Below are 26,041 nucleotides of genomic sequence, written 5' to 3'. Positions count from 1 at the left end.
GTAATGGCTCAGAAAACCTTCAGCACACGCAGGTTCAGGCGGTCGTCCTCGCGCAGGCCGCTGCGCACCGACACGTCGCGGCCGTAGCTGGCCAGCAGTTGCACGTCCGGCGCGAGGAACCAGCCGGTGCCGACGCTGACCTTGGTCGTGCGCAGGCGATCGCCCTGGTCCACGCCGGCGACCTCGGTCTCGCCGCCGATCGTGTGCGACACGCCGAGGCGCAGGTCCCAGGCGTCCGACATGTGGTAGCGCAGATAGCCCTGGAACTGCATCGACGCCTTCTGCTTCATCGTCTCCCGGGTCGGGCCGAACTTGTCGTTCTTGCCGTACACCATGACGTCGCCCGCCAGGTCGAGCGTCACCTTGTCGGTCAGCTTGGTGATGAAGCCGGCCTGCAGCGCGAACTTCCACCGGTTCTCGCCGATGTTCAGCGCATCGTCGTTGTCGTACTTGCCGGTCGGAACGTACAGGAAGGGCGTGATGCCGAAATAGGTGCCGGTCTCCGGCCGGTTCACCAGCCACACCGTCGCCGCCAGGATCAGGTCACCGACGCCGCTGGCGCTGCCGGCCGCCGACAGGTCGTCCTTGCCCTTGAGCCGGCCGAACGGCAGCAGGAACTGCGGATCGACGATGAAGCCGCCGATCTCGGTGAAATGCACGCCGCGCAGGATGCCGATGTGTGAATCCAGCCGCGGATCACCGGCCTGCTTGTGTCCCCGCACGTAGGCCGCATCACGGGTCGCGTACTGGTAGTACCCCATCAGCAGGTTGGTGCCGGCCGGCAGCGCTGTGTAGTCGCCCGCATCCACATCGACCGCATGTGCCTGCGGCGCTGCCAGCACGGCACACAACGCCACCGCACTGCCAAGCCCACACCAGCCGTTTCGGCGCATCTGCGCCGCCCCCTCGAGTGGCTTCATACTCTTGTCTCCGATAGTAGTAATATTCGGCGGCCGCCTTCCAGCATCGCGGAGCCAGCCTACCCACCGCTCCGGGCAGACGGACCGAATGATGCAGAAGCCGTGCCAAGAAAATAAAAACCAACAAGAACAATAGGTTGAATCAACTTCCGCCAACCTGGACAACAATGGAGCGCACGCACTGTATCGTTTCAATCCAGCTTGCTTCCGGCCACTGGATCGAAACGCAGCAGCCCCGGCACAGGAGGAGACATGGAGCTTGTCCGTACGGACTTCGACAGCAAGGTGCTGCATGCACGCCGGTTGCTGCGCGAAGGTCGCGATATTCCCACCGGTCTGGTCGCGGACGAGGTGCAGCGCTCCTGGTCACGCTCGCTCGAGTACGGCCTCAGGGAGCACGACCGGATACTGTTCGACCCGGTTTCGGCGGCGCAGCAGCGCCGCCTGGACGACGCTCATCGCGTGCTGCTCGACCATGCCACCCCCGAATTGCAGCGCCTGTTCGCCGCGCTGGACGACGCCCATTGGGTCATCGCCTGCCTGGAGGCCCGCGGCACCATCGTCAAGACCCTGGGCGGACAGCATCCGGCGCTGCGCGACATCGCCAACGTGCTGCGCCCCGGGCTCAACCTCAGTGAAAACCTGATCGGCACCAATGCCCCCGGCTGCGCGCTCGAAGAGCGGCGGTCCGTGATCGTGCGCGGCGGAGAACACTTTCTCGAAGAAGTACACATGTGCGCCTGCGTCGCGGTGCCGATCTTCGACCCCTCCGGCGATGTGGCCGGCGTACTGAACGCCTCACGCCACCATCACGCCCCTTCCATCGGCATTCTCGAACCGCTCGCCCTCACCGCGCGCGCGATCGAGAACCGCATGGTCAATGCCTTGCCGGGTGCGCTTCGCCTGCGCCTCCACTACAGCGCGGAACTCGTCGACACACCGATGTGCGGCCTGCTCGCTCTCTCCCATGACGGCCGCCTGCTCGGCGCCAACCCACTGGCGCGCCAGTTGCTGGAGCTGGACATGCTGCCGGGAGCCGAGCAATGCGCACAAACGGTGTTCCAGTGCGGCCTGGGCCCGCTGCTCGACATGCTGCGCAAGCATGGCCGTACGCCGGCCCCGCTGCACTGCCATAACGGAGTGCTGCTCCACGTGAGCCTGGCCGAGGCCCCCCGCCCACGCACCATCGCCGTGCCATCGCCACGGCCGGCCACGGCAGGCAGGGTGGCCAGCGCGCCGCATACGGCCCGCGCCTCCATGCCATCGATGCTGGCCGACCCGAAACTGAGCCTGCGCATCCACCAGGCCGAACGCGCCTTCGCCCGCGGCATTCCGGTGCTGATCAACGGTGAAACCGGTACCGGCAAGGAAGTCCTGGCGCGCCACCTGCACGACGGCGGTCCGCGTGCCTCAGGTCCCTTCGTCGCCATCAACTGCTCGGCGATCCCATCCGGCCTGATCGAGTCCGAACTCTTCGGCTACGACGACGGCGCCTTCACCGGCGCACGGCGCGGCGGCATGGCCGGACGCTTCGAGCAAGCCAATGGCGGCACCCTGTTCCTCGACGAAATCGGCGACATGCCGCTCGAACTTCAGGCCCGCCTGCTGCGCGTGCTGCAGGAGCGCACGCTGACGCGGCTGGGCAGCCCCCGCAGCATCGCGCTGGACTGTTCGGTGATCTGCGCCACCCACCGCGACCTTGCCCAACGCGTCGCCAGCGGCGAGTTCCGCGAAGACCTGTATTACCGCATCAACGGCCTGCGCATCACCCTGCCCGCACTGCGGGAGCGCAGCGACCTGGACGCACTCATCGACCACTTCCTGGCACGCGAAGCCACACCCGCGACACTGGCGCTGACCCCCGCCGCACGCGACTGCCTGCACCGCCACGACTGGCCGGGCAACATCCGCGAGTTGCAGCAGGTGCTACGCCTGGGCGCCGCCCTGGCCGAAAGCAGCATCGACCTCGTCCACCTGCCGGCAGAGCTGACCGAAACCCCGGCCACACCCCGGCCCGCCCACGAGCCGGACCCGCTCCTCGACGGCAAGGCAACATTGCAACAGACCGAAGCCGAAGCCGTGCGCGCCGCCTTCCTGCGCCACGACGGCAACATCTCGGCCACCGCGCGGACCCTCGGCATCGCGCGTGCCACGCTGTACCGCAAGCTGCGCGGTCATGGCCTGCTCTCCGATGCGGAGGAGGCTTGCTGACCAGGCCCAGGGGACCGCGCAGACGCCTGGCGGACCCTGCCTGCATCGCGGTCCGGCGATGCAGGCAGGGTCAATCACCTGTTCAGAAAACCTTCAGCACGCGCAGGTTCAGGCGGTCGTCCTCGCGCAGGCCGCTGCGCACCGACACGTCGCGGCCGTAGCTGGCCAGCAGTTGCACGTCCGGCGCGAGGAACCAGCCGGTGCCGACGCTGACCTTGGTCGTGCGCAGGCGATCGCCCTGGTCCACGCCGGCGACCTCGGTCTCGCCGCCGATCGTGTGCGACACGCCCAGGCGCAGGTCCCAGGCGTCCGACATGTGGTAGCGCAGATAGCCCTGGAACTGCATCGACGCCTTCTGCTTCATCGTCTCCCGGGTCGGGCCGAACTTGTCGTTCTTGCCGTACACCATGACGTCGCCCGCCAGGTCGAGCGTGACCTTGTCGGTCAGCTTGGTGATGAAGCCGGCCTGCAGCGCGAACTTCCACCGGTTCTCGCCGATGTTCAGCGCATCGTCGTTGTCGTACTTGCCGGTCGGAACGTACAGGAAGGGCGTGATGCCGAAATAGGTGCCGGTCTCCGGCCGGTTCACCAGCCACACCGTCGCCGCCAGGATCAGATCGCCGACGCCACTGGCGCTGCCGGCCGCCGACAGGTCGTCCTTGCCCTTGAGCTGGCCGAACGGCAGCAGGAACTGCGGGTCGACGATGAAACCGCCGATCTCGGTGAAATGCACGCCGCGCAGGATGCCGATGTGCGAATCCAGCCGCGGATCACCGGCCTGCTTGTGTCCCCGCACGTAGGCCGCATCACGGGTCGCGTACTGGTAGTACCCCATCAGCAGATTGGTGCCGGCCGGCAGCGCCGTGTAGTCGCCCGCATCCACATCGACCGCCTGTGCCTGCGGTGCCGCCAGCACGGCACACAACGCCGCCGCACTGCCAAGACCACGCCAGCCCTTGCGACGCACCTGCTCCGCTCCCTTGAATTGCTCCATTTCCTTGTCTCCGGTAGTCGTATTGTTCGGCGGCCGCTTCCCGGCACCGGGCAGCCAGCCTCCGCCCCTTCCCCATCACAAATCGTGCCAAGAAAATAAGAATCGAAAAAACATATGGTTACAGGAATCCTGGCATTCCGGAGGGCCGGAGACCACACGGACTGTGTCGTTTCGGAGCAAACCGGCTTCGGCAGTTGAGCCGATACGTACCATCTGCGCAGCAGCGGATCACACGCCGGATGCCCGCTCGATCCGCCCGAAACCCACTGTTTTCGCGGCTTTCAGGGCAAAAACCAGCCCAAAAATCACTACTATATGTAGTGTTTCATTTTTCCATCCAACACAAACAAAACATATAATTTATTGATTTTATTGAATAATATTTTTTTGATCTTATCCCGTTTCCGCGCTATTCTTCAGTCCGAACCCGGATCCACGTCAGACCCACCCACGGATGAAGAAAAACACCATGAGCGAGACCACCAGCGCAGCCATCCACAGCGCCGCCAAGCCCAGTGCCGCCAACCTGCCGATGCAGGAAATCTCCGGCGAAGTGCTCGTCGAGAAATACGCCAAGGGCGACGAGCAATCCATCGCCGAAGTGCGCCAGCGCGTCGCCCGCGCACTGGCCGCGGTCGAAACCGAGGACAAGCGCGCCCATTGGGAAGCCAAGTTCCTCGAAGCGCAGGAGAAAGGCTTCGTCCCCGCCGGCCGCATCAACAGCGCCGCCGGCACCACGCTGGCCGCCACGCTGATCAACTGCTTCGTCCAGCCGGTGGGCGACTCGGTCACCGAAGCGGTCGACGGCCGCCCCGGCATCTACACCGCGCTGGCCCAGGCCGCCGAAACCATGCGCCGCGGCGGCGGCGTCGGCTACGACTTCTCGTCGATCCGGCCGAAGGGCGCGCTGGTCAAGGGCACGGCCTCCAACGCCTCCGGCCCGGTGTCCTACATGCGGGTGTTCGACCGCTCGTGCGAGACCGTCGAATCGGCCGGCGCGCGCCGCGGCGCGCAGATGGGCGTGCTGCGCTGCGACCATCCGGACATCGAGGAATTCATCCACGCCAAGGACCACGGCGACCTCACCAACTTCAACATCTCGGTCGGCGTCACCGATCCCTTCATGCAGGCGGTCGAAGCCGACGGCGACGTCGAACTGGCGCACAAGGCCGAACCCACCGCCGAGCTCAAGGAAGCCGGCGCCTACCAGCGCGACGACGGCCTGTGGGTCTATCGCAAGGTGCGCGCCCGCGCGCTGTGGGACCAGATCATGCGGTCCACCTACGACCACGCCGAGCCGGGCATCCTGTTCCTGGATCGCATGAACCAGGACAACAACCTGTACTACTGCGAGACCATCGAGGCCACCAACCCCTGCGCCGAACAGCCGCTGCCGCCCTACGGCTGCTGCTGCCTGGGCTCGATCAACCTGACGCCCTTCGTCAAGAACCCGTTCAGCGACAAGGCCGAGTTCGACTACGCCGGCTTCGGCAAGGTGGTCGACGTCTCCATCCGCATGCTCGACAACGTGCTCGACAGCACCCACTGGCCGCTCGAGCAGCAGCGCGCCGAAGCCGCTTCCAAGCGCCGCGTCGGCCTCGGCTTCACCGGCCTGGGCGACGCGCTGATCATGCTCGGCAAGCGCTACGACACCCCCGAGGCACGCGAGGAAGCACGCAAGATCTCCGAATTCATGCGCAACCGCGCTTACTTGGCCTCGGCCGAGCTGGCCCGTGAGCGCGGCGCCTTCCCGCTGTTCAACGCCGACCTCTACCTGTCGGGCGGCAACTTCGCCTCGCGCCTGCCGGCCGAGGTCAAGGACAAGATCCGCAAGCACGGCATCCGCAACTCGCACCTGCTGTCGATCGCGCCCACCGGCACGATCAGCCTGGCCTTCGCCGACAACGCCTCCAACGGCATCGAACCGCCCTTCTCCTACACCTACACCCGCCGCAAGCGCATGGCCGACGGCACCTTCAAGGAGTACGCGGTCGAGGACTACGCCTGGCGCCTGTACCGCCACCTCGGCGGCAACGTCGAGGCCCTGCCGCCGTCCTTCGTCACCGCGCTGGAAATCTCCGCGCAGGCGCACAAGGACATGGTCGCGGTGGTCGCCCCCTACATCGACACGTCCATCTCCAAGACGGTGAACGTGCCCGAGGACTACCCCTATACCGAGTTCGAGGACCTCTACCTCACCGCCTGGAAAGCCGGCCTGAAGGGGCTCGCCACCTACCGCCCCAACAGCGTGCTGGGTTCGGTGCTGTCGGTCACGCCGACCAGCGAGCAGAAGCAGCCGCACGACGTCGAACTGTCCGACGCCAACCGCCGCTTGTCGATCAAGAGCCTGCCGGCGCCGGTGCTGTCCAGCCTGCGCTGGCCCGGCCGCCCCGACATGCCGGACGGCAACATGGCCTGGACCTACATGCTGAACACCCCGACCGGCGACTTCGCGCTGTTCGTCGGCCAGGTCGGCAACAACGGCGGCAGCTTCCCGTTCGAAGTGTGGGTCAACGGCGCCGACCAGCCGCGCGGCCTGGGCGCGGTGGCCAAGACCCTGTCGATGGACATGCGCGCCAACGACCGCGGCTGGCTCAAGCTCAAGCTCGAAACCCTGGCCCGCACCGTCGGCGAAAAATCCTTCGAGATGCCCTTCCCGCCGCACGGCGAGAAGAAGCTCTTCCCCGGCACGGTGTCGGCCTTCGCCCAGGTCGTGCGCTACCGCTGCGAAGCGCTGCACGTCTTCGACAAGGAAGACGAAGCCAACCCGGTGCTCGACACCCTGTTCAGCCTCGAAGAGCCCAAGACCGGCACCGACGGCACGCTGTCGTGGACGGTGGATCTCTACAATCCGGCCACCGGCGAAGACTTCGTGCTCGGCCTGAAGGAAATCACCCTGCCGGACGGCGTCACCCGCCCCTACTCGGTGTGGCTGTCGGGCAACTACCCGCGTGCGCTGGACGGCCTGACCCGCATCCTGTCGCTCGACATGCGCGTCATGGACCCGGCCTGGATCGGCATGAAGCTGCGCAAGCTGCTCGACTACCCCGAGCCGCTGGGCGACTTCATGGCCTTCATCCCCGGCACCAAGCGCCAGACCAACTACCCCAGCACGGTGGCCTACCTCGCCCAGCTCATCATCCACCGCTACGCCATGCTCGGCGTGCTCGACGAGCGCGGCTACCCGACGCGCGAGATGGGCATCCTCGAGTCGCCGCGTGACGACAGCGAACCGAAGCTGATGCAGGGCGCGCTGTGCACCGAGTGCGGCAACCACACGGTGATCCGCAAGGATGGTTGCGATTTCTGCACGGCCTGCGGCGCAGTCGGCACCTGCGGTTGAGGTGTGGTGGCTTCACCCGGCACAGGCCGTGTGGATCCACGCATGAGCTTCGGCTAGCTGATGGAAACTCGAAGGCCCAACGCCAGAGATGGAGTTGGGCCTTTCCACGTCTGCCGCCCGCGTCATTTCAGGCGTGAGTGGGGATAAACCGGCGATGCCGATCCGCTGTGGCGCTCAATGCACATGTCCATCGTAGGCCTGGCCATGCCGATGAACCAGCTCCGGCGACACGCCGTCGGGCGCGCCTTCCAGAAAAATGTGCATCGACTTGGCGAGCAGCTTCCAGGCGCTGCGCAGGATCAGCGCCGACACCAGGACGGACAGGATCGGGTCGATCGGCGTCCACCCCGTGTAATACACGACAACGGCCGCGATGATGGCGCCGACCGAGCCCAGCAGGTCGCCCATCACATGGAGGATGGCACCCTTGACGTTGACATGACCGGTCTCGCCGCGCGTCATGATCCAAAGCACGAGGCAGTTGATCAGCAAGCCGGCAATGGCGACCAGCAGCATGGGGCCGGCGAGGATGGGCTGGGGCTCCGAGAAGCGTTCCCATGCCTCATGGATGATCCAGGCGACGATGCCGAAGAGCATGATCGCATTGACGAAGCCAGCGATCACCTCGAAGCGCAGATAGCCGAAGGTGCGCTTGCTGTCCGCAGCTCGACGCCCCAGCCGAAAGGCCGCATAGGCCAGGTTTATGAAAACATAGCCCGTTCAAGGTGCTCAAAAGACCTCCTTCCGCGGGGTTCAGCATCGGGTGGCCCATTGAGCCAGTCGAGATTCTCACTGAACATTGCGCGCAGGAAATTCTGCACAAGTGAGACACGCTTTGAAAACTGTAAATCCTGGTGGACGCTGACCCATAGTTCGCGCTTAACGTAGGCTATATCAGGAAGAACCGGAACAAGGTTCGTTTCGTTGATAACAGAAAATTTAGGCAATAAGGCAAATCCGAGACCGGATGCGCATGCCGACATCTGCGCCAACATGCTGTTGGACTGAAACGCCATGCGTGGACGGACGATGATCTCGTCGAGCCAGCGTACGACATCAAGTTTGATGAGATCCTGGATGTAGCCGACAAAACTGTAGTTCTCCAGATCCTCGATGGAATTAGGAATACCAGCGCTTTCGATATACTCGATAGATCCGTATAAATAAAGCCGAAAATCCCCGATATAATGGCTGGCCATGCCCTTGCCATCCGGTTTGAAGAAACTGACGAATACGTCAGCCTCCCTCCGGCTGACATTGACCAAGGAGGACGATGTCACCAGCTCGATGTGCAAATCCGGATAGCGGACGAGCAGCGGTTGCAGGTGTCTGGCGACGAACATTGTCCCGATGCCTTCCATCATCGCAATCCGCACCGTGCCTGTGGGATCGGGACCTTCGCTACCCAAGGTCTCCTGAAAGGAAATGATTGCACGTTCCATCTCATTCCCTGGAGCGGCCAGAATATGGGCCAGATCGGTCGGCTTGAGGCCCGTGCGCTGCCTTTCGAATAAAGCTCCGCCAAGGCACAACTCGAGCTGGGAAAGGCGCCTGCTCAAGGTGGATTGGTTCAACGACAGTTGCTGCGATGCTTTCAGGAGACTGCCGGCACGGTATATGCTCAAAAATATCTTTACATCATCCCAATCCAATTTGGAAAGAGGAATTTTCTTCATTGGGGCACCTCGAATAATCCGAACTTTCGGAGAGCTCTGCCGCGCAATGATAGTCGCGACTGACCACGGTTCAACGTCATTGGCGAATCACCATTTTTACAGGCAGTACAGCTCCGATTTTGTCTCGAAACGCCTCAAAAATGGAATGTTCAGCTCGTTTCAAGCACCAGAGTATTCGAAGAGCTTCTTCGCTCCGCCACCCGGCATGCATGAATGAGTCACCTGGATACTGTCAGCCAAACCGGCCTATCCAAGCAAGAAGCCCATCGATGCTCCGGAAATCATCGCTGGCGCGCACTCGAATATGCGGCGCGATTTCAGCGAACAATCGTGCAAGGGCATTCCCCGGGCCGATTTCCAGGACGACGTCCGGACATAGCTCCCGGATCACTTCCATGCACAAGGCCCAGTTCATCGGCTGGCTGATCTGCCGGGCCAGTGCATCCAATGCCGGCCTGACCCTCTGGTTTGCGCAGGCATCGATGGCACTGAGCACAGGGCACAGCAACCTTCCATCGGGGATCTGAAGCAGACGCTTTGCGAAGCCTGCGGATGCAGCCGCCAGCACGGGCGTGTGCGACGGCGTTTCGACGGGCAGGCGAGCCAGCCGTACAGCGCCCAGATCATGGAAGCGCGCCTCTGCCAGCACCAGACCATCGCAGAGCCCCGCCACCACGAAATGCCGATCGCCGTTGACGATCGCGATGGCAAGGCCAAAATCCGCCGTCACCTGTTCCACCAGATCCCGGCTAAGCCCGATCACTGCCAGCATGCCGTTGCCGGAGGGGGCGGCTTCGTCCATCAGTCGAGCCCTCTCGATGCACAAGCGGATACCCTCGTCACCGGAAAATGCCCCGGCCGCACAACATGCAGCCATTTCACCCAGGGAATAGCCAGCAACGCAGATCGGACGCGGCAGGACAGCACTGAGTTGCCTCCAGATCAGCATCTGGTGCGCGAAGATCATCGGCTGGGCCACGCTGTTCCTGGTGATGGCACCCTCGCATCCTTCCGCCCGATCCCGTTCGGCAAGGACAGCCGGGAACCCACAGGCTGCGCTTGCCTCGGCCTGGCGCCAATGCTCCGCGCGCTGCCCGCCCTGACCGCTGAACAAGAGGGCGAGCCGCATATCAGCCAAGCTCCCCGATGCGGGCAAGAAAGAGCGTAACTGCCAGCAGATCAGCACTTCCACCGGGGCTCAAACGGCGTGATCTGAAATCCGAGTCGATAGCATCGACCCTCCTTCTCCAGTCTCTTGCGAGTACACCGCCACGCGCGATGAAATCTGCCGCGGTGCGTTTCGCATGCGCCAGCCCGGCAGCGCCGCCACGCCACAACAGGTTGGTATCGTCCAAGGACGCGATCAACGCAAAAAGCGCCTGTGTTTCCGCACACGTGGCATCGCCAGTCGTTTCCAGTACGGATAGATAGACCGGCAAACCGACAGCTACGACCGACGGAAAGCCTGCGGCCGCCTCTGCACGCGCACCACCCACACCATAACGTACGGCTACTTTCTGCCCATGACTGAAACGATACTCATCATGCCCATCTGTCGGCGAAGCCATGATGGACACCCCCCATGACTCCCGCACCACCGCACAAGCCAAAGCCGCCTCCAGGCCTTGCTGCTTGGCCGTGATCAAGCCTGCCGCCGCACACAGCAAGCCCAAGTTGAATATGGCGCCTCTATGCGTATTGATGCCGCCGGTAGCCAGCAACATTTGCCGCTCCGCCTCGATACCGAGCAATCGCAGTTCACGGAAATCCGGTCTACCGCATCCACATGTGGCAATCTCCGGAAAGTAGTGGCGCAGGGACTGCAGGCTTCGCAGAAAAGTGGAAAAATCCATATCCTCATGGCTGCCCTGGCTCCACGGTGTCACCAGACCCGGCTTGTACTCCAACGCCACCTCGCGATGAAGGCAGGCCAGCGCAAGCCTTCCGATGCGCTGCGCCGGCAGCACATATCGATCGGACATCAAGCTAGCGGCATTCGCAGACAAAGACGCTTCGATCACGCTATCCCTCCCTCAACCCATCCATCAAGGTTTCGATCGCTACCAATTCGATCTCTTCGTCGCCCTTGGCAAGCACTTTCGCACCGGGTGTATTCCTGCAGATCAACAGTTCACGCCAGGCAACGGCTTGCCCATTCGGGAAACGGATTTCGCCATCCAGCGGAAAGGACAGTCCTGCCGCCGCCTTCTGCAGCGCCACAAGAAGCATGTTGACCTGATTCATCTCGATCACATCGCAGACGACATCGAGATCGGAGGCCTCGTTCCGGTATGTTTCCCCGCTGACCAGTTCCCAGGCCATCGAACCATAAATACCGATCCGAACACCCGCACCATGCATGGCCGCATCCAGCCACACCAGGCAGTCCCGATCACGTCCGGACAGAATCTGCAGGCACTTCGCCAAGGGCATCGGCGGGAAAACCGCCGATATGTCCTTGCGTTCCACCTGTATGCTCAGCCGCTTCCCATCGCTATGCGCAGGCAATGCCAACCCCAGCACGATCTGCGTTGCAGAGGCCGCCTGCCGCGGCACGACCAGCGGCCTGCCACGGCATATCCAGTCCTGCACCTGCTGCCAGTGAAAACCATCCACCGGCATGCAGTTGCTGCTGAAGACCGCCGAAGGATGCAGCCAGACCCGATCGTGCCGGCGCATCATCATGTACCGGGAGCAGGCTGGATCGACAGTGCGATGGGTTTTGCCAGCAAGCGCCCACCCCGGCTAAAGCCCGATTCCATCCGATGATCGCGCAATACCGCCTCCTGTTTGAGAGCCGTCAGGGCTCCCACCAGCCAGTCGGCCGAAGGCAGGCCCAATACCGCCTCGACAGCCCCCATTTGCACGTAGTTTTCCGCACCGGGTGCAAAGATCGGCGAGTGACCAGCCAACTCGACCAGCCTTTCATGCTCGATCTTGGTCACCCTCGACATCGCCCGCAGATCCATGACCCTGACCTGGGTGTCGTTCAGGGCAAAGACTCGGTCCGCCATCAGGCCATAGGACAGGAAGCCGCCACTCACCGCGTTTGCTGTCACGAGGCTGAGGGAGGGATGGCCGCGACGACGCGCCAGATCGACGCATTCGGCCAAATGGGCCAGCGAACCATTCAGACAGAGCAGCTCCTCACTACGAGACAGCGCCTGCCCGCTGGTATCCACCAGATACACGAAAGGCCGTTCGGGGTGATGTGCCACTGTTTCCAGAATGAAGGCGGAGAGACCCAGCGCAATCACATGGTCCATCGCCGCAGCATCGGTGGTGCCAAGCACCGCAACCGTGCCGAGCGGAGTGGCTGCTTCTCCGGTGATGGTTTTTCCAGCCAGCCTGACACTATGCCCGTCAGGGAAGAGCTCATCCAGGATCGTCTCCAGCATCATGCTTCCATCCTCCCTTTCAACGCCACAGTCGCACCCCGGTCGAGCATCGGCACGCTTTCAGGCTGCTCGATACCCAAGCTACGCCAGACATCCAGGCCATCATTGAACCCCGCAAAACGCTCGATGCGCTGTTCCAGCCTGTGCTGCCTGGCCTGCAGGCTTTCCAGCGTCGACACATCGTGCGTAACGGCAGTGACGCAAGCGACTGCAGCTTCCCTGAACGAGGCCACATCGTCTTCCACCAGTTCAGCGCAGTCCCCCATCAGATAGCGGTGTTTACCGCCGGTCACCCGCCAGACAAGGGCCCGATCCTTGGAATCGAACTCCTCCACTCCTGCGACCGTTTCAATGACTTCCGGTCCGGAAAGGGCAAGCCTGCCTTCCTCTGAGATCAGGACTGCGGAGCAGAGCTTGGCGACGATGCCCATGCCACCAAACGCACCGCAGCTACCACCCACGAGCGCAAGCACTGGGATGCCGCCGGCACGGACCTCGAGCACGGCCCGCATGATCTCCGAGATGGCGATCAACCCCGCGTTCGCTTCATGCAGGCGCACGCCACCCGAGTCGATCAGGAAGAGGACGGCCCTGGGCTCCTCGAGCAATGCTCGACGCAACAGGCCGACGATCTTGGCGCCATGGATTTCACCTACTGCGCCACCCATGAACAACCCCTCCTGGGCAATCACGAGAACCTCCTGCCCTGACAGGCTCCCCGCTCCGACGATGACGCCATCGTCGAAAGCGCCAGGAATATCGAGCCGAGCCAGATGAGGGCTCGGCTGCGACGACGACGGCGGCAGGAACTCCCTGAAACTCCCAGCATCGAGCAGTCCGCCCAAGCGGGCTCGGGCGCTTGCCTCGAACCAGCTTCGCCTCGAAAGCGGCATTGAAATCATTTCTGTTCCCCCTGGTATTCAGCAAGCACCTGCGACAGCCGCAGCGAAACCACGGCTGGCGTAGCGCCCATGTCGTTGATGCCGAAATCGATGCCACCCGCGGTGTGTGCAGCAGCGAAGCTGGCGAGTACCGCTGCCCAGGTATCGCCAAAACCGCGTGCTGACGTCCTGATGACGAACGTGCATGCTTCCGGATCCACGCCAGGCTTGGCGAGGACCTCCAGGTTGCCGGACGCAGCCACGCCACACAGCACCGGGCCTGATTCGGCCGGCGAGGCCTGCGAAGAAAATCGATAGACAAGCTCTTCCATGGCAATCACCAGTTCCTGAAACGCGAGGGAGGGGAATAAAGCCCACCGGACCACCTGACCAGATCCTTGACCGATCTCGCGGCCAGCAGGTCACGCGTGGCATCACGCGGGTCGATGCCGAGATCTTCTGCTCGCCTGATGATCCCCCTGTCCCGCAGGTTTTCGACAGCAGCCTTGTCTCGTGCCATTCCGACCGGCGTAAACCCGGCCACACCTCGGATCGCCTGTTCACGCTCTTCCGCCGTGCGGCAAAGCAACAGATTCGCTATGCCCTCTTCGGTGACGACGTGACTGACGTCATCGCCATGGATCATGATCGGCGGCAGTTCCGCCCCCATCACTCGCTGAAGTTTCCAGGCATCCAGCTCTTCTACGAATACCGGCGCCATGTGCTCGCGGAAAGTCTCGACCGTCTGCACCACCAGCTTCCGCCCCCTGGTTGCATTTGCGCCGCCTGCCTCGCGTCCCGCCTTGAGCCAGGCCGGACTCGCATGACGCCTCCCATGTGGATCGGAACCCATGTTCGGCGCACCACCAAAACCAGTGATGCGCCCCAGGGTCGCAGTCGAGCTGTTGCCAGCGAGATCCATCTGCAGCGTCGAGCCGATGAACATGTCGCAGGCGTACAGGCCCGCCGTCTGGCAGAAGGCCCGGTTCGAGCGCATGCTGCCGTCCGAACCCGTGAAAAACACATCGGAGCGAGCAGCGACATAAGCTTCCATACCCACTTCCGAACCAAAACTGTGGATAGACTGGACGAAACCCGATTCGATGGCAGGAATCAGCGTGGGATGAGGGTTCAGCGCCCAATGCGTGCAGATCTTGCCCTTCAGGCCAAGTTCGACCGCATAAGTGGGCAACAACAGCTCGATTGCCGCAGTGTCGAAACCGATGCCGTGGTTCAGGCGTGTCACACCGTATTCGGCGTAGATCCCCTTGATCGCCATCATCGCCATCAGTACCTGTACTTCGGTGATCTGGGCCGGATCTCGAGTGAAAAGCGGCTCGATGAAATTCGGCCTTGGCGCACGCACGGTGAAGTCAACCCAATCGGCAGGGATATCGACGCGGGGAATCGTCCCCCTGCGCTCATTGACCTGAGCAATCACCACCCCGCCTCGGAAGGCCGTAGCCTCGACGATGGTTGGCGTCTCCTCGGCGTTCGGCCCGAGATACAGGTTCCCCTGGGCATCTACCGCCTGTGCCGCAATCAGCGACACATTCGGGGTCAGATCGAGGAAATAGCGTCCATACAGCTCAAGATAAGTATGAATGGCACCGATCTTGATACTCTTCTCATTTACCAACCTCGCCAACCGAGCACCCTGCGGTCCGCTAAAAGAAAAGTCGAGCCGGCTTGCCAAGCCACGCTCGAAAAGGTCCAGATGGCTCGGCAAGGCAAGAACGGACTGGACCAGGGAGAGATCGTATAATTTTGCCGGATCACAAGCCGCCAGCGATTCGGCAAGGAAATCCGCCTGCTTCTGATTGTTGCCCTCGATGCATATCCTGTCTCCTGGCTGCATCACCGCTTCGAACAATTCGATGATCTGATCGTCGGGAACCTCTCTACCAAACCCGGCTCTGGCTGCCCGCTCCAGGCGGCAGGCGCGATTCTCACGCTGGCTGTCCCACGATCTGGCTTCTGATGAATTCATGGCGTTATCGGGATTGTCCCATCTGGATAAGGAGCAACTGAGTTGCTCCTGACACCAGGTACCGGCCAGCCGGGAACGTCCACCCAGCGACGCTCCGGGGCCGCAAACCTGACTAGTTCTGCTGTGTGTTCAGCGCTGCGCCTTATTGTCCGCAGCCGACATCCCCCTCTTCCTGCCCATGGATGCTCCGGCGCAAAACCGGCTCTGCATCGCGATCATCCTTGAAGCGCGCCGGCACCAACCGCCGGCGGTCAATCTCCAGGTCAAACACATCGAAGCGGTTGTAATAGCCGACGATGTCGTGGAACTGCTTCGGCTCGATGCAGGCATTGAGGTCGAAAGTCGCATAGGCGATGCCTTCTTCGTTCTGCAACGTATCGCCGATAGTCGCCCCCGTCGGATCCAGAAACTGTGTCGCGGCACGCGGCGATCTCTGCAGCACATCGGCGGCGTCGCTACCCGCTCCATCAAGCAACATGTTCAGCATTGTGTCGTCCATGAAACCAGCATTAAGGACACCGAATGCCTTTGCTTCGAACGACGCGCCACCGGCACGGATACGGTTCGCTGCCAGGTTGTCGAAGTTCTGATTACCCGGCTTTCGGGTCGGCCAGATCGCGGGCCACGCCGAAATATGGATCTGCTCCCCTTGGGCCGCCAGCGCATAACGCGCCAGCGGATTGGTGTTCTCACCGCAGATCAGGGCACCGATCTTGCCGATCCGCGTATCAGAAACACGCAGCCCGTGGCCGTCCCCCGCTGCCCAGACCATCTTTTCATAGAAAGTCGGCACGAGCTTACGGTGGTGATTGAGGATTGCTCCATCATCGCCAATCAGCACGTTCGAATTCCATATGCAACCCAAGCTCACACGAGTCGATTCGCTGAACCCGAGCGAAACGAATACTCCATGCTGGCGAGCAGCATTGGTGATCTCCTCCATCTCCGGACCGTCGACCAGGATGCTGTTCGCAGTCATTCGCTTGAACCACTCATGGTTGTAGATCGGCGCCCACAGCGCAGCCCAGACCGGGAAGCCGGGAATGAATGACTCGGGAAAAACGATCAGCTCCGCGCCATTGCGTGCCGCTTCGCCGATGATCGAAACAGCCTTTTTAACGCTGGCAGCCTTGTCCATATAAACCGGTGCGACATGGGCGGCGGCAACTTTTACGGTAGGCAGATTCATTTGTTACTCCTTTATTAGTTTCGGTTTCTTCATCAGTGGGCGACAGCTTTCGCCACCCCGTACCCTGTCTCGCGACGGACAGCCAGTTCGGCCCAGCGCGAAGATGAATAAGTGCTCGGCATCAGCAGAGAGAAGATGATGACCAGGGCAAAACCAACCGGAATCGAAATCAAGCCGGGGTTGCGCAGGGAAATCAGCGGCGCGCTCAGGCCAACCATGCTGGTCGCGCCATCAGGAACTGAGGAAATGACGGCCTTTGCCGCTGCCAGGTCGGCCTTCAATTTGCCGAGTTGCGGCGCACCGGCGCCCAGACTCTCCTGCTCCATCTTCAGGATCCTTGGCTCGATATCCGCCACCGCCGCGATCGCAGCCTTCTTGACCTGCATCGGATAAGTCATGTTCGGAGATACCAGCACGAGCCCGATACTGAGCAAGGTGCCGCCGACGACACCGGCAACCACGCCGGCCGTGCTGCAGCGCCTCCAGTACAGAGTCAGAACCAGGGCCGGAAGATTGGCGGAGGCAGCCACCGCATAACCCAGCCCGACGAGGTGCGCGACGTTCTGGCCCTTTGCCGCAATCCCCGCTCCAATCGAGATCACCGCCATCGCAATCGTTGCGATCCGGGCGGCCTTGGCCTGCTGTTGCTCCGTGGCCTTGCCGTTCTTGATCGCACCCACATAGACGTCGTGCGCCAGTGCTGAAGCCGCTGCCAGTGTCAGCCCGGCAACGACAGCCACGATCGTCGCAAAGGACACCGACGCAACCAACGCCAGCATGAAATTGCCAAGCATGCTATCCGGGCCACCGCCGAGAAACTGCGCAAGCATTGGCGCGGCGAGATTACCGCCCTTGTCCATGGCGATGATTTCCTTCGGACCGACATTGAGAGCGGCCGAGAAACCGATCACGATGATCAGGATGTGGCAGAAACCGATTGCAGCCATTGCGTAGAGTGCTGATGTACGCGCTCCCTGAGCATCCGCCACGGTAAAGAATCGCATCAGGATATGGGGCATGGCAGCAGTCCCGAGAACCAGCGCAAGTCCCAACGACGCCTGTTCCACAGGGTTCTTCAGGTAAAGCCCCGGGTCCATGAAACGCTGCCCAGCCTCGGCGAGCGACATGGACGATTGCCCACCCAGCAAGGTCGCCAGAACGTGGGTCTGAATCCCCTCGTTGCCAACCACCGAACGGAAGAAATCACCGATATCGAAGCCGTAAGGCATCCAGGAAAGCACTACCAGCACGAAGCAGAACGAAATCAGCAAACATGCCTTGAGCACCTGTACCGCAGTTGTTGCCCGCATCCCGCCGAACATCACATACACCAGCATCGAGCTACCGACCGCAATGACAGAGATTTCGTACGGTATCCCCACCAACGCCCGAATGATCACCGCACCACCGACTATCTGCGGAACCATGTAGAACAACGCGACCAGAATACTGGAGGCCGCAACGACGGTTTTCGTCGCACGGAAGCTGTTTCGATACGCCAGTACGTCACCCAGCGTATATCTCCCAAGGTTTCTGCACGGCTCTGCAACCAACAGCAACACGGGGATGAAGGAAACGAAGAAGCCCACCACATACGTGATGCCATCCAACCCATAAAGTGCAATCAGGCCGGAAACCCCCAGGAAGGCAGCCGCAGAGAGGTAGTCCCCTGCAATTGCAATCCCATTTGTACGCGGAGAAATCCCTCCACCTGCCGTGTAGAAGTCACCAACCGTCTTGTTCTTTCGGCCAGCCAAGAATGTGATGACGAGCGTAAGAACGAACAGCGCCAGAAAGACGACGACAGTCATCAACTGGTTGTTCTCCGACACCAGCGTCGCAGCCTGGGCATGGGCGTTCCCACTTGACAGCAAGAGCGCCGGTGCCGCCGGCAGGAGGGACGCTGGTTTACACCTGATGATTCGTTTCATTTCCATCTCCAGACTCGGGCCAATGCGCTGACATATCAAATCTTGCGAATGAACTCGGAAACCAGTGCCGCCGTTTCCTTATCTACCTTGCCGAACATCACTGCATACCTCCAGGCTATAAACCCGCCCGCGATGTACTGGAAAATTAAGTAGGCCAGGCCCGCGTTAACCTCTCCGAAAACACGCATCTTGAAGAGATCAGGGAAATAACTTGATATCACTGGAATGGAGAAGAACAGAACCATTGATATTCCGAAGAGCACGAGACTCACACTCCTCTTCTTTCTAACCAGAGCTCTGAATCTTGGATCCGACATGAACTCATCGAAAGATCCGGCCTTAGCTTCCATGGAAACCTCCATGAGAATAAATTAAATGAATTTTTGTATAAACAGCGATCTCCCAATCGCAGACTAACAATGTGAGGAATGTTCGAGAAGACAAGAATTGGCAATCTTGATATGCAAAAAAGCATTCCCGAAAGATGCGCCGACCTGGTGCAAACCCTCATCGCAAAGCACCACGAGAGTGCATGACACAATCTCATAAGATCATGTTTTATATATAAAAATTATCAAATTAACGAAAACCCTGCATCACGCACCAATTCTATTCTTTCGAACGAGCCGGATCGAAAAATTGCACTTTTGCAGTGCATTCATGCAAACCATGCAAAGATGGAGCTTCGTCCATGGCATGAACGGTACGAAGCATCAACATCTTCAGAAACGATGCACCAGATGGGCAACAGTATTTCCTCCTCACTCTCACTAGCGACGAAGAGGCTGACAAGAATTTCAATTTATCGTCAAAGCGGATGATTTTGCCGCTCGCCTTTCTGTTGACAGGCCCACTACTGAGCAGGCCTGATCCAGGCCGCATTCAGCAGAAGCAAGGCGAGAGCAGCGCCAGCGCAAGTTGCAAGAGCATGAACAGGCTGTTAGGAGCGTTGCCACTATTGGTCAAGATGCCGAAAATGCTGGCCAGCAGTCGGATCAGGAGCTCGATCCTGGAATCGCCGGCAGCCTTCCAGACCAGTCATGACCACACGCAGCACGGAACGCTGACAACGCTCTACCATATCGAGCGCAGGCAACGATGACGACGGGGCAGGCAATGGAAAAGCGGATCCACGAATTCTTCGAGCATTACCAGCACTTCTTTCGCCAGGGGTTCAAGGGAGAAGCCGACATGGAACAAGTCGCGTCATCCTATGCCGCTGCCTTCGTCGCAGCCTCACCGGCAGGCGTCGTCGCCGGCCAGAACGGCGAGCAACTGCAGGAATGCGTCGGGGTTTCGAGCGCTACCGCCGGATCGGTACGAAGGACATAACCCTGCGTGGCGTGCGCACCGTCCCCATCGATGCGCACCACTGCATTGCGCACGTTGCCTGGACGGCGGCCTATGGCCGCTCGCGGAAATCGGCCTATTCACATATCTCTTGACCGAAAACAGAACTCATGCAAACCCTCTACAGTTCGACCTTCACCTTCGCCAAGCGCGAATTCGATGACGAATTCCACACCCTGGACCAGGCCATCGCCGAGGCCGCCAGGTCCATCCCCGGCTACATCGGCGAGGAAGCCTGGGAGAATCCGGCCACCGGCCTGATCTCCAATGTGTATTACTGGGAAAGCATGGAGGCGCTGCGCGCCCTGATCGACCATCCGGTTCATCAGGAAGCGAAACGGCAGCAGGTGCGTTGGCTCGACGGCTATCAGGTGGTCATTGCCCAGGTGATGCATACCTACGGCGACGGCGGTATCCAGCACCCGCTCGGCGCTCGCCAGGCATCACGGCCCTGAGGCCCGCCTCTTGCCATCCGCGGTCCCTGTGCTCACTGTCCACCGGGCGTCCCCCTGGACGCGCCGTGCAGGGCAGTCGCTGCGACCCTGCGCAGTACCGTGCCGATGTTCTGCAGGGTGTCGGAACGGACCGCGGCATGCTGCCAGTACAGATGCACATCGAGCCAGCGGTCTGCGGCGATGAGGCTCACCCGGCCTTCCTCCAGCGCCGGCCGTACCAAGGACTCGGGTGCCAGGCACCATCCCAAGCCGAGCGCAGCGGCATCGACGAAACCCGTCGGCGTCGGCAGGTAGTGTATCGGCGGCGACAAGCGGGCGCGGGTGATCCGGCGCACGAAACGCCACTGCAGTTCGTCCTTGCGGTCGAAGACGATCATCGGCGCCTGTGCCAGTGACGCGGCATTCACGCCATCCGGAAAATGGCGTGCCGCGAACTCCGGCGCTGCGATGGCGTGGTAGCGCATCGCGCCAAGCGCCAGCACCTCGCAGCCCTGCACCGCCGCCGCTTCACCCGTCACGGCACCCAGCACCGAGCCATCGCGCAACAGCTTCAGGGTGTGATCCTGATCATCCACCCGCACGTCGAACAGATAACCATGCTGCCGGTTCAGCAAGGACAAGGCATCCAGGAACCAGGTCGCGAGCGAGTCGCTGTTGACCGCGATGGCGATGGAGCGTGCTGCCGTGCCCTGCTCTGCTTCCGGCAGAAAGTCCGCCAAGGCCTCCGCTTCCAGCATCTGCATCGGCCGCACGCGGCGCAGCAGCAAGGCTCCCGCCGGCGTCGGCCGGCACGGCGGCTGGCGCACGACCAGCACCTGCCCCAGCCTGTCTTCCAGCGCCTTGATGCGCTGGGACACGGCGGACGAGGTGACGCAAAGCCGGCGCGCAGCCGCCTCGAAACTGCCCTCTTCCAGCACTGCGGCAAACGCGGCCAATTGAGGGTGGAGCAAATCCATGGAGGCTCTCTGAGATTAGAAATTCTTTATCTTGCGAAGAATAAATCATTTTACTAAACCAATCGATCGCAGCAACATGGCCGCCTCCCTCTACTGCACCGCTGGATCGTCGAATGCTTCTTGCCGCATCCCTTGCCGGATTCCTGACCGGCGCGGGCCTCCTGATCGTCATCGGCGCACAGAACGCCTTCGTTCTGCGTCAAGGGCTGCAGCGCAGGCACGTTGGCCTGGTGGTCGCCGTCTGCGCGCTCAGCGACATCGTCCTGATCCTGTGCGGCGTCGCCGGCGTTGGCGCCCTGGTGCACACATGGCCGGAACTCCTGCAGGCGCTGCGCTTCGCTGCCGCGGCCTTCATCGGCTGGTATGGCCTGATGGCAGCGCGGCGGGCGTGGCTCGGCACCAGTTCCCTCTTGCCGGACCCGGCAGACGGCAACAGCAGGCGTCGTGTCTTGCTGGCCGCGCTGGCGTTCACCTTCCTCAATCCGCACGTGTATCTCGACACGATGGTGCTGGTCGGCAGCGTATCCACAGGCTATCCGGGCATTGCGCAGTGGGCTTTCGGCCTGGGTGCCTGTGCCGCCAGCGTGGCATGGTTTGCGACCCTGGGTTTCGGTGCCCGCCTGCTGCAGCCCGTCTTTCGCAATCCCCGGGCCTGGCGCGTACTTGACGGCGGCATTGCCGTCGTCATGCTGGCGCTGTGCGTGTTGCTGCTGTCCGGCGTGAAGTGAATCTCATCGAGGACGACCTCAGCCTTCGGGCCAATCCATCGTCCGGGACGACCCGGCTCTTCGACACAGGGGGCCATATGGCTTGGATTTCGTTGTTTTTTGCAGGCCTGCTTGAAATCGTCTGGGCTTTCACGATGAAGCAGTCGGACGGCTTCACCCGGCTTGGATATTCCGCCGCCACCATCGTGGCCATGACTGCAAGCTTCGGCCTGCTGGCGGTTTCGATGAAGTCCCTCCCCCTCGGCACCGCCTACACGATCTGGACAGGAATCGGCGCCGTCGGCGCCTTCGCCGTCGGTATTCTCGTCCTGGGCGAGATCGCCAGTCCGATGCGCCTGCTTGCCGCCGTATTGATCGTCGGTGGCTTGGTGCTGATGAAGCTATCGTCCTGAACCAAGGCCAAGAAGCAACATTGTCACTTCGGCCTTGGCAAACTGAGATGGAGTCATTGCTGCGAGGATGAGCAGCAAGAACACGAACCTGTCCATCAGAGCTCGATATGTGAACACACCCACAACACCTTGGCATCGTCCGGGCCGCCGGACACGCAGACATGGCCCATGGTGCTGTCGAAATAGCAGGAATCGCCTGCCGACAACTGCAGCGGCGCATAACAGTCGGTATGCACCACGACCGTGCCGCCCAGCACGTAGATGAACTCCTCGCCGTCATGGCGCAGAAGCTCCGAAAAGTCGGAGGTTTCGTGGGCCTTGATGGTGGTGACCAGCGGGATGAAGCGCTTGTCCACGAGATCGCTGTGCAGTACCTCGTAAATGTACTGCCGGGTTCGGTGGAACACCCCCTGGTCACGATAGGTGACGCTGCGCCGCGCATGCACCGCCGGCCGTTCAGGCCCCCGAAACAGCTCGCCGACTTCCACGTCCAGGCCCGAGGCCAGCGCGGCAATCTTCTCGTAGGTGGGCGACAACTGGCCGTTCTCGATCTTCGACAGGGTCGAAACCGAAATCCCGGTGCGCTTGCTGAGCTGCTGCAGCGTCAGCCTCGCTGTGCTGCGCAGAGCTCGCAGCTTGTTGCCCAACACGTTGACTTCGGTGGCGGGAGGAATCGCCCTTGTCTTCTCGTTCATTGATCTGCCTGCACGGTTTTCTGGCGAAACCTAGGGTTATCCCTAATGTGAGATTCGCAGAAACACCAATAAATTCTCGTATAAGAAAATTCTTTCAAAAAACGAATTATTTTACCGATGCGCCAAAGCGCCCCTGAAGGGTACATGGATATCCTGAATCAAGCCCAGACCAATGAGCACCTTCCTTTCGATCGGCTCATTCCCGCCCTGGAACAGATGTTCGTGGAAGGCTGCAGGGTTCCGCTGCGTCACAACCACGCGATCGAGAACACCGCAGGAGAGCAGGCCGGCACGCTGCTGTTGATGCCTGCCTGGCAGCCCGGCAAACGGCTGGGCGTCAAGACGGTGTCGATCTTCCCCGGCAACCAGGAACTGGGCCTGCCCGGCCTGCATTCGGTCTTCATCCTCTACGACGCCACCACCGGCAAGCCGCTGGCCCTGCTGGACGGCGACGTCATCACCTCACGCCGCACCGCCGCGGCATCGGCGCTGGCCGCGCGCTGGCTCAGCCGGCCCGAGTCCGGCAGCTTGCTGGTCGTCGGCGCCGGCCGCGTCGCCAGCCTGCTGGCGCAGGCCTACCGCGCGGTACGGCCGATCGAGACGGTGCATGTCTGGGACATCCACCCCGCAAACAGCACAAAACTGGTGCAGTCCCTGCGCGAAGCAGGCTTCGACGCCCATCGCGCCGACGATCTGGAACAGGCCGCGCGCCAGGCCGACATCATCAGTTGCGCGACGCTGGCCACCGAACCGCTGATCCGGGGCCAATGGCTGCGGCCCGGTACGCACCTCGACCTGATCGGCAGCTTCACGCCGGCCATGCGCGAAAGCGACGCCGAGTGCTTCCGCATCGGCACGGTCTTCGTCGATACCGAGGAAGCGCCGATGAAGTCCGGCGACATCCTCGAAGCCATCAAGAAAGGCGGCTTCGCCACCAACCGCATCGCCGCCACCCTTCAGGACCTGTGCCGCGGCCAGCATCCGGGCAGGACCAGCGCAACCGAGATCACGGTCTACAAGGCGGTCGGCACGGCGCTGGAAGACATCGCCGCCGCCTCGCTGGCTTTCGACAGCCATCGCATTGCGGCGTCCGCATGATTCCCTCGTACCAAAGGCCCTTGCATGCCGAATGCTTTACGAGCCCCGCGCGGAGGCGCAGACTTGGATCGACGGGGCATATGCGGCCAAAAACCATATCTATGGTGCATCACAGTGCGCAAACGTCATGGCGTGACTCTTGCTTCCACACCCCTTCTGTCTGAACCGCACCGCTTTCTGCGCAAGCGCTCCAGCCGGTTCGGACAGACAAGGCCCCCGTCGGCCGGACATTCGTACGGACCGACGTGCAGCGCTTCCAAAGCCCCCACTCCAGCCTCGACACTCCAGGAGGACGATGACGATGTCCGGCAATCTCTACACATACACCGCACTCGCGGTGTACTTCGGCGCAATGCTGCTGATCGGCTACCTGGCCTATCTCAAGACCAGCGATCACGAGAGCTACATGCTGGCCGGGCGCGGCCTGCCGCCCTGGGTGGCGGCGCTCAGCGCGGGCGCTTCGGACATGTCGGGCTGGCTCATCATGGGTCTGCCCGGCGCGATCTACACCACCGGCCTGATCGAAGGCTGGATCGCAGTCGGCCTGTTCATCGGCGCCTACCTGAACTGGCGCCTGGTCGCCCCCCGGCTGCGCGCCTACACCGAGATCTCGCGGAACTCGATCACGCTGCCCAGCTTCTTCGAGAACCGCCTGCGTGACAACTCGCGCCTGCTGCGCAGCATCGCCAGCATCATCATCCTGGTGTTCTTCACGCTGTATGCCTCGTCGGGCATGGTCGCCGGCGGCAAGTTCTTCGAGAGCGCCTTTGGCGGCAGCTACCTGACCGGCATGATCCTGGTGACGGCAGTGACGCTCACCTACACCCTGTTCGGCGGCTTCCTCGGTGCGTCGATGACCGACGTGGTGCAGGGCCTGATGATGGTGGTGGCGCTGATCGTGGTACCGGCGGTGGCGATCATGGCCGTCGGCGGCATGGGCGAAACCGCCGACCTGGTGACGACCGTCGGCGCCGGCAATCTGTCGCTGATCGGCGCGGGCCAGCATACCGCCGGCGCAGCCGCGCTGATCATCATCTCCGGCCTGGCCTGGGGGCTGGGCTATTTCGGCCAGCCGCACATCATCGTGCGCTTCATGGCGCTGCGCACGCCGCAGGAAGCCCGCAGCGCGCGAATCATCGGCACCAGCTGGCAGTTCCTGTCGCTCGGCGGCGCGGTCTGCAGCGGCCTGATCGGCATCGCCTACTTCAGCAAGTTCGGCAATGCGCCGGCCGATGCCGAAACCGTGGTGCTGCTGCTGTCGCAGGTGCTGCTGCATCCGCTGGTCGCGGGCTTCGTGCTTGCCGCGGTGCTGGCGGCGATCATGAGCACGCTGTCGAGCCAGCTCATCGTCTGCTCGTCGGCGCTGGTCGAGGACATCTACCGCGCCGTCAAGAAGCCCGCGCCCAGCCAGCAGACCCTGATCGTGCTCGGCCGTGCCGGCGTGCTGGCAGTGTCGATCATCGCCGCGGTGCTGGCGGTCAACCCCAGCGACAACATCCTCGGCCTGGTGGGCTTCGCCTGGGCCGGTTTCGGCGCGGCCTTCGGTCCGCTGGTGCTGCTGAGCCTGTACTGGCGCAAGCTCACCAACATCGGCGCCATCGCCGGCATGGTGTCCGGGTCGATCATGGTGTTCGTGTGGAAATCGCTGGACACCGGCCTCTACGAACTACTGCCGGCCTTCATCACCAGCATGGTGGTGACGGCGCTCGTCAGCCTCGCCACCTACAAGCGCAACGAGGAGATCGAGCGTGAATTCACCCGAAGCTGCCAGGCGGTCGCGGCTCCCGCCTGCAGCCAAGCCTGACAGCACACCGGCGCCCTCGGCATGCCGAGG

24 protein-coding genes are annotated in these 26,041 nt (G+C 62.0%); 8 read left to right on the top strand and 16 right to left on the bottom strand.

Annotated elements, in window-relative coordinates:
- Positions 1-8: 8 nt before the first annotated feature.
- Positions 9-920 (bottom strand): transporter, encoded by a 912-nt coding sequence (locus NX068_RS11105; protein WP_263461340.1) that lies wholly within the window; start codon positions 918-920, stop codon positions 9-11.
- Between the two features lie 252 nt (positions 921-1,172).
- On the opposite strand from NX068_RS11105, the gene NX068_RS11100 reads away from it, so the two are divergent.
- Positions 1,173-3,131: a sigma-54-dependent Fis family transcriptional regulator gene (locus NX068_RS11100; RefSeq protein WP_263461339.1), complete on the top strand. Its 1,959-nt coding sequence runs from the start codon at positions 1,173-1,175 to the stop codon at positions 3,129-3,131.
- A gap of 82 nt (positions 3,132-3,213) precedes the next feature.
- Here the strand turns inward: NX068_RS11100 and NX068_RS11095 are convergent, their stop codons facing one another.
- Positions 3,214-4,125 carry a transporter gene (locus NX068_RS11095; protein WP_263461338.1) on the bottom strand — a complete coding sequence of 304 codons (912 nt, stop codon included), beginning with the start codon at positions 4,123-4,125 and terminating at the stop codon, positions 3,214-3,216.
- Between the two features lie 469 nt (positions 4,126-4,594).
- Here NX068_RS11095 and NX068_RS11090 point away from each other — a divergent pair, with 469 nt between their 5' ends.
- Complete coding sequence (locus NX068_RS11090) at positions 4,595-7,468, top strand: adenosylcobalamin-dependent ribonucleoside-diphosphate reductase (protein ID WP_263461337.1); 2,874 nt, start codon at positions 4,595-4,597, stop codon at positions 7,466-7,468.
- Positions 7,469-7,642: 174 nt separating this feature from the next.
- On the opposite strand, the gene NX068_RS11085 is transcribed toward NX068_RS11090, so the two are convergent.
- The 12 genes from NX068_RS11085 to NX068_RS11030 all read right to left on the bottom strand — a co-directional run bounded on the left by NX068_RS11085 (position 7,643) and on the right by NX068_RS11030 (position 18,883).
- Positions 7,643-8,167, bottom strand: a complete 525-nt coding sequence (locus NX068_RS11085) for a cation diffusion facilitator family transporter (protein WP_263461438.1) — start codon at positions 8,165-8,167, stop codon at positions 7,643-7,645.
- A gap of 2 nt (positions 8,168-8,169) precedes the next feature.
- Entirely contained in the window at positions 8,170-9,144 is a 975-nt protein-coding gene (locus tag NX068_RS11080; protein ID WP_263461336.1) for a LysR family transcriptional regulator, read from the bottom strand.
- A 232-nt stretch (positions 9,145-9,376) separates the two neighbouring features.
- On the bottom strand, positions 9,377-10,336 hold the full coding sequence (locus NX068_RS11075) for a malonate decarboxylase subunit epsilon (RefSeq protein WP_263461335.1): 960 nt from the start codon (positions 10,334-10,336) through the stop codon (positions 9,377-9,379).
- Positions 10,275-11,165, bottom strand: a complete 891-nt coding sequence (mdcB, locus tag NX068_RS11070) for a triphosphoribosyl-dephospho-CoA synthase MdcB (RefSeq protein ID WP_263461334.1) — start codon at positions 11,163-11,165, stop codon at positions 10,275-10,277. Before mdcB ends, NX068_RS11075 begins: the two co-directional genes overlap by 62 nt.
- Before the next feature lies 1 nt (position 11,166).
- Positions 11,167-11,829 (bottom strand): malonate decarboxylase holo-[acyl-carrier-protein] synthase, encoded by a 663-nt coding sequence (gene mdcG, locus NX068_RS11065; protein ID WP_263461333.1) that lies wholly within the window; start codon positions 11,827-11,829, stop codon positions 11,167-11,169.
- Entirely contained in the window at positions 11,826-12,545 is a 720-nt protein-coding gene (locus NX068_RS11060) for a biotin-independent malonate decarboxylase subunit gamma (protein ID WP_263461332.1), read from the bottom strand. The genes mdcG and NX068_RS11060 overlap by 4 nt, the downstream gene beginning before the upstream one ends.
- Entirely contained in the window at positions 12,542-13,435 is an 894-nt protein-coding gene (locus tag NX068_RS11055; RefSeq protein WP_263461437.1) for a biotin-independent malonate decarboxylase subunit beta, read from the bottom strand. Before NX068_RS11055 ends, NX068_RS11060 begins: the two co-directional genes overlap by 4 nt.
- A 5-nt stretch (positions 13,436-13,440) precedes the next feature.
- Positions 13,441-13,755 carry a malonate decarboxylase acyl carrier protein gene (mdcC, locus tag NX068_RS11050; protein ID WP_263461331.1) on the bottom strand — a complete coding sequence of 105 codons (315 nt, stop codon included), beginning with the start codon at positions 13,753-13,755 and terminating at the stop codon, positions 13,441-13,443.
- 5 nt (positions 13,756-13,760) lie between these two features.
- Complete coding sequence (gene mdcA / locus NX068_RS11045) at positions 13,761-15,413, bottom strand: malonate decarboxylase subunit alpha (RefSeq protein ID WP_263461330.1); 1,653 nt, start codon at positions 15,411-15,413, stop codon at positions 13,761-13,763.
- Between the two features lie 142 nt (positions 15,414-15,555).
- Positions 15,556-16,602, bottom strand: a complete 1,047-nt coding sequence (locus tag NX068_RS11040) for a carbon-nitrogen hydrolase family protein (RefSeq protein WP_263461329.1) — start codon at positions 16,600-16,602, stop codon at positions 15,556-15,558.
- A 32-nt stretch (positions 16,603-16,634) separates the two neighbouring features.
- Positions 16,635-18,533, bottom strand: coding sequence for a solute symporter family protein (locus tag NX068_RS11035; protein ID WP_263461328.1), 1,899 nt, complete (start codon positions 18,531-18,533; stop codon positions 16,635-16,637).
- 35 nt (positions 18,534-18,568) lie between these two features.
- Complete coding sequence (locus tag NX068_RS11030; RefSeq protein ID WP_263461327.1) at positions 18,569-18,883, bottom strand: DUF485 domain-containing protein; 315 nt, start codon at positions 18,881-18,883, stop codon at positions 18,569-18,571.
- A gap of 748 nt (positions 18,884-19,631) precedes the next feature.
- Between NX068_RS11030 and NX068_RS11025 the strand changes: the two genes are divergently transcribed.
- Together NX068_RS11025 and NX068_RS11020 are read left to right on the top strand one after the other, a co-directional pair.
- Positions 19,632-19,865, top strand: a complete 234-nt coding sequence (locus NX068_RS11025; protein ID WP_263461326.1) for a hypothetical protein — start codon at positions 19,632-19,634, stop codon at positions 19,863-19,865.
- Between the two features lie 128 nt (positions 19,866-19,993).
- Entirely contained in the window at positions 19,994-20,338 is a 345-nt protein-coding gene (locus NX068_RS11020) for an antibiotic biosynthesis monooxygenase family protein (RefSeq protein WP_263461325.1), read from the top strand.
- A gap of 32 nt (positions 20,339-20,370) precedes the next feature.
- On the opposite strand, the gene NX068_RS11015 is transcribed toward NX068_RS11020, so the two are convergent.
- The gene (locus NX068_RS11015) at positions 20,371-21,294 is read right to left on the bottom strand and encodes a LysR family transcriptional regulator ArgP (RefSeq protein WP_263461324.1); all 924 of its coding nucleotides are present in this window, start codon (positions 21,292-21,294) and stop codon (positions 20,371-20,373) included.
- A gap of 113 nt (positions 21,295-21,407) precedes the next feature.
- Between NX068_RS11015 and NX068_RS11010 the strand changes: the two genes are divergently transcribed.
- Entirely contained in the window at positions 21,408-22,022 is a 615-nt protein-coding gene (locus NX068_RS11010) for a LysE/ArgO family amino acid transporter (RefSeq protein ID WP_263461323.1), read from the top strand.
- Positions 22,019-22,414, top strand: coding sequence for a DMT family transporter (locus NX068_RS11005; protein WP_327084820.1), 396 nt, complete (start codon positions 22,019-22,021; stop codon positions 22,412-22,414). Before NX068_RS11010 ends, NX068_RS11005 begins: the two co-directional genes overlap by 4 nt.
- Before the next feature lie 95 nt (positions 22,415-22,509).
- Here the strand turns inward: NX068_RS11005 and NX068_RS11000 are convergent, their stop codons facing one another.
- Positions 22,510-23,109: a helix-turn-helix domain-containing protein gene (locus NX068_RS11000; RefSeq protein ID WP_263461322.1), complete on the bottom strand. Its 600-nt coding sequence runs from the start codon at positions 23,107-23,109 to the stop codon at positions 22,510-22,512.
- Between the two features lie 144 nt (positions 23,110-23,253).
- Here NX068_RS11000 and lhpI point away from each other — a divergent pair, with 144 nt between their 5' ends.
- Positions 23,254-24,207 carry a bifunctional Delta(1)-pyrroline-2-carboxylate/Delta(1)-piperideine-2-carboxylate reductase gene (gene lhpI, locus NX068_RS10995; protein WP_263461321.1) on the top strand — a complete coding sequence of 318 codons (954 nt, stop codon included), beginning with the start codon at positions 23,254-23,256 and terminating at the stop codon, positions 24,205-24,207.
- Between the two features lie 301 nt (positions 24,208-24,508).
- Positions 24,509-26,011, top strand: coding sequence for a sodium/proline symporter PutP (gene putP, locus NX068_RS10990; protein WP_263461320.1), 1,503 nt, complete (start codon positions 24,509-24,511; stop codon positions 26,009-26,011).
- Positions 26,012-26,041: the final 30 nt, after the last annotated feature.

Source organism: Thauera carbonicopians, assembly GCF_025699485.1.
Classification (GTDB): domain Bacteria; phylum Pseudomonadota; class Gammaproteobacteria; order Burkholderiales; family Rhodocyclaceae; genus Thauera.
This window is presented reverse-complemented; position numbering and strand designations above follow the sequence as displayed.

What these genes read in the sequence shown, in the direction of transcription:
- NX068_RS11105 (WP_263461340.1), bottom strand. Translation starts at nt 920, where the DNA reads ATGAAGCCACTCGAGGGGGCGGCGCAGATGCGCCGAAACGGCTGGTGT.
- NX068_RS11100 (WP_263461339.1), top strand. Translation starts at nt 1,173, where the DNA reads ATGGAGCTTGTCCGTACGGACTTCGACAGCAAGGTGCTGCATGCACGC.
- NX068_RS11095 (WP_263461338.1), bottom strand. Translation starts at nt 4,125, where the DNA reads ATGGAGCAATTCAAGGGAGCGGAGCAGGTGCGTCGCAAGGGCTGGCGT.
- NX068_RS11090 (WP_263461337.1), top strand. Translation starts at nt 4,595, where the DNA reads ATGAGCGAGACCACCAGCGCAGCCATCCACAGCGCCGCCAAGCCCAGT.
- NX068_RS11080 (WP_263461336.1), bottom strand. Translation starts at nt 9,144, where the DNA reads ATGAAGAAAATTCCTCTTTCCAAATTGGATTGGGATGATGTAAAGATA.
- mdcG (WP_263461333.1), bottom strand. Translation starts at nt 11,829, where the DNA reads ATGATGATGCGCCGGCACGATCGGGTCTGGCTGCATCCTTCGGCGGTC.
- NX068_RS11060 (WP_263461332.1), bottom strand. Translation starts at nt 12,545, where the DNA reads ATGATGCTGGAGACGATCCTGGATGAGCTCTTCCCTGACGGGCATAGT.
- NX068_RS11055 (WP_263461437.1), bottom strand. Translation starts at nt 13,435, where the DNA reads ATGCCGCTTTCGAGGCGAAGCTGGTTCGAGGCAAGCGCCCGAGCCCGC.
- mdcC (WP_263461331.1), bottom strand. Translation starts at nt 13,755, where the DNA reads ATGGAAGAGCTTGTCTATCGATTTTCTTCGCAGGCCTCGCCGGCCGAA.
- mdcA (WP_263461330.1), bottom strand. Translation starts at nt 15,413, where the DNA reads ATGAATTCATCAGAAGCCAGATCGTGGGACAGCCAGCGTGAGAATCGC.
- NX068_RS11040 (WP_263461329.1), bottom strand. Translation starts at nt 16,602, where the DNA reads ATGAATCTGCCTACCGTAAAAGTTGCCGCCGCCCATGTCGCACCGGTT.
- NX068_RS11035 (WP_263461328.1), bottom strand. Translation starts at nt 18,533, where the DNA reads ATGAAACGAATCATCAGGTGTAAACCAGCGTCCCTCCTGCCGGCGGCA.
- NX068_RS11030 (WP_263461327.1), bottom strand. Translation starts at nt 18,883, where the DNA reads ATGGAAGCTAAGGCCGGATCTTTCGATGAGTTCATGTCGGATCCAAGA.
- NX068_RS11025 (WP_263461326.1), top strand. Translation starts at nt 19,632, where the DNA reads ATGACGACGGGGCAGGCAATGGAAAAGCGGATCCACGAATTCTTCGAG.
- NX068_RS11020 (WP_263461325.1), top strand. Translation starts at nt 19,994, where the DNA reads ATGCAAACCCTCTACAGTTCGACCTTCACCTTCGCCAAGCGCGAATTC.
- NX068_RS11015 (WP_263461324.1), bottom strand. Translation starts at nt 21,294, where the DNA reads ATGGATTTGCTCCACCCTCAATTGGCCGCGTTTGCCGCAGTGCTGGAA.
- NX068_RS11010 (WP_263461323.1), top strand. Translation starts at nt 21,408, where the DNA reads ATGCTTCTTGCCGCATCCCTTGCCGGATTCCTGACCGGCGCGGGCCTC.
- NX068_RS11000 (WP_263461322.1), bottom strand. Translation starts at nt 23,109, where the DNA reads ATGAACGAGAAGACAAGGGCGATTCCTCCCGCCACCGAAGTCAACGTG.
- lhpI (WP_263461321.1), top strand. Translation starts at nt 23,254, where the DNA reads ATGGATATCCTGAATCAAGCCCAGACCAATGAGCACCTTCCTTTCGAT.
- putP (WP_263461320.1), top strand. Translation starts at nt 24,509, where the DNA reads ATGTCCGGCAATCTCTACACATACACCGCACTCGCGGTGTACTTCGGC.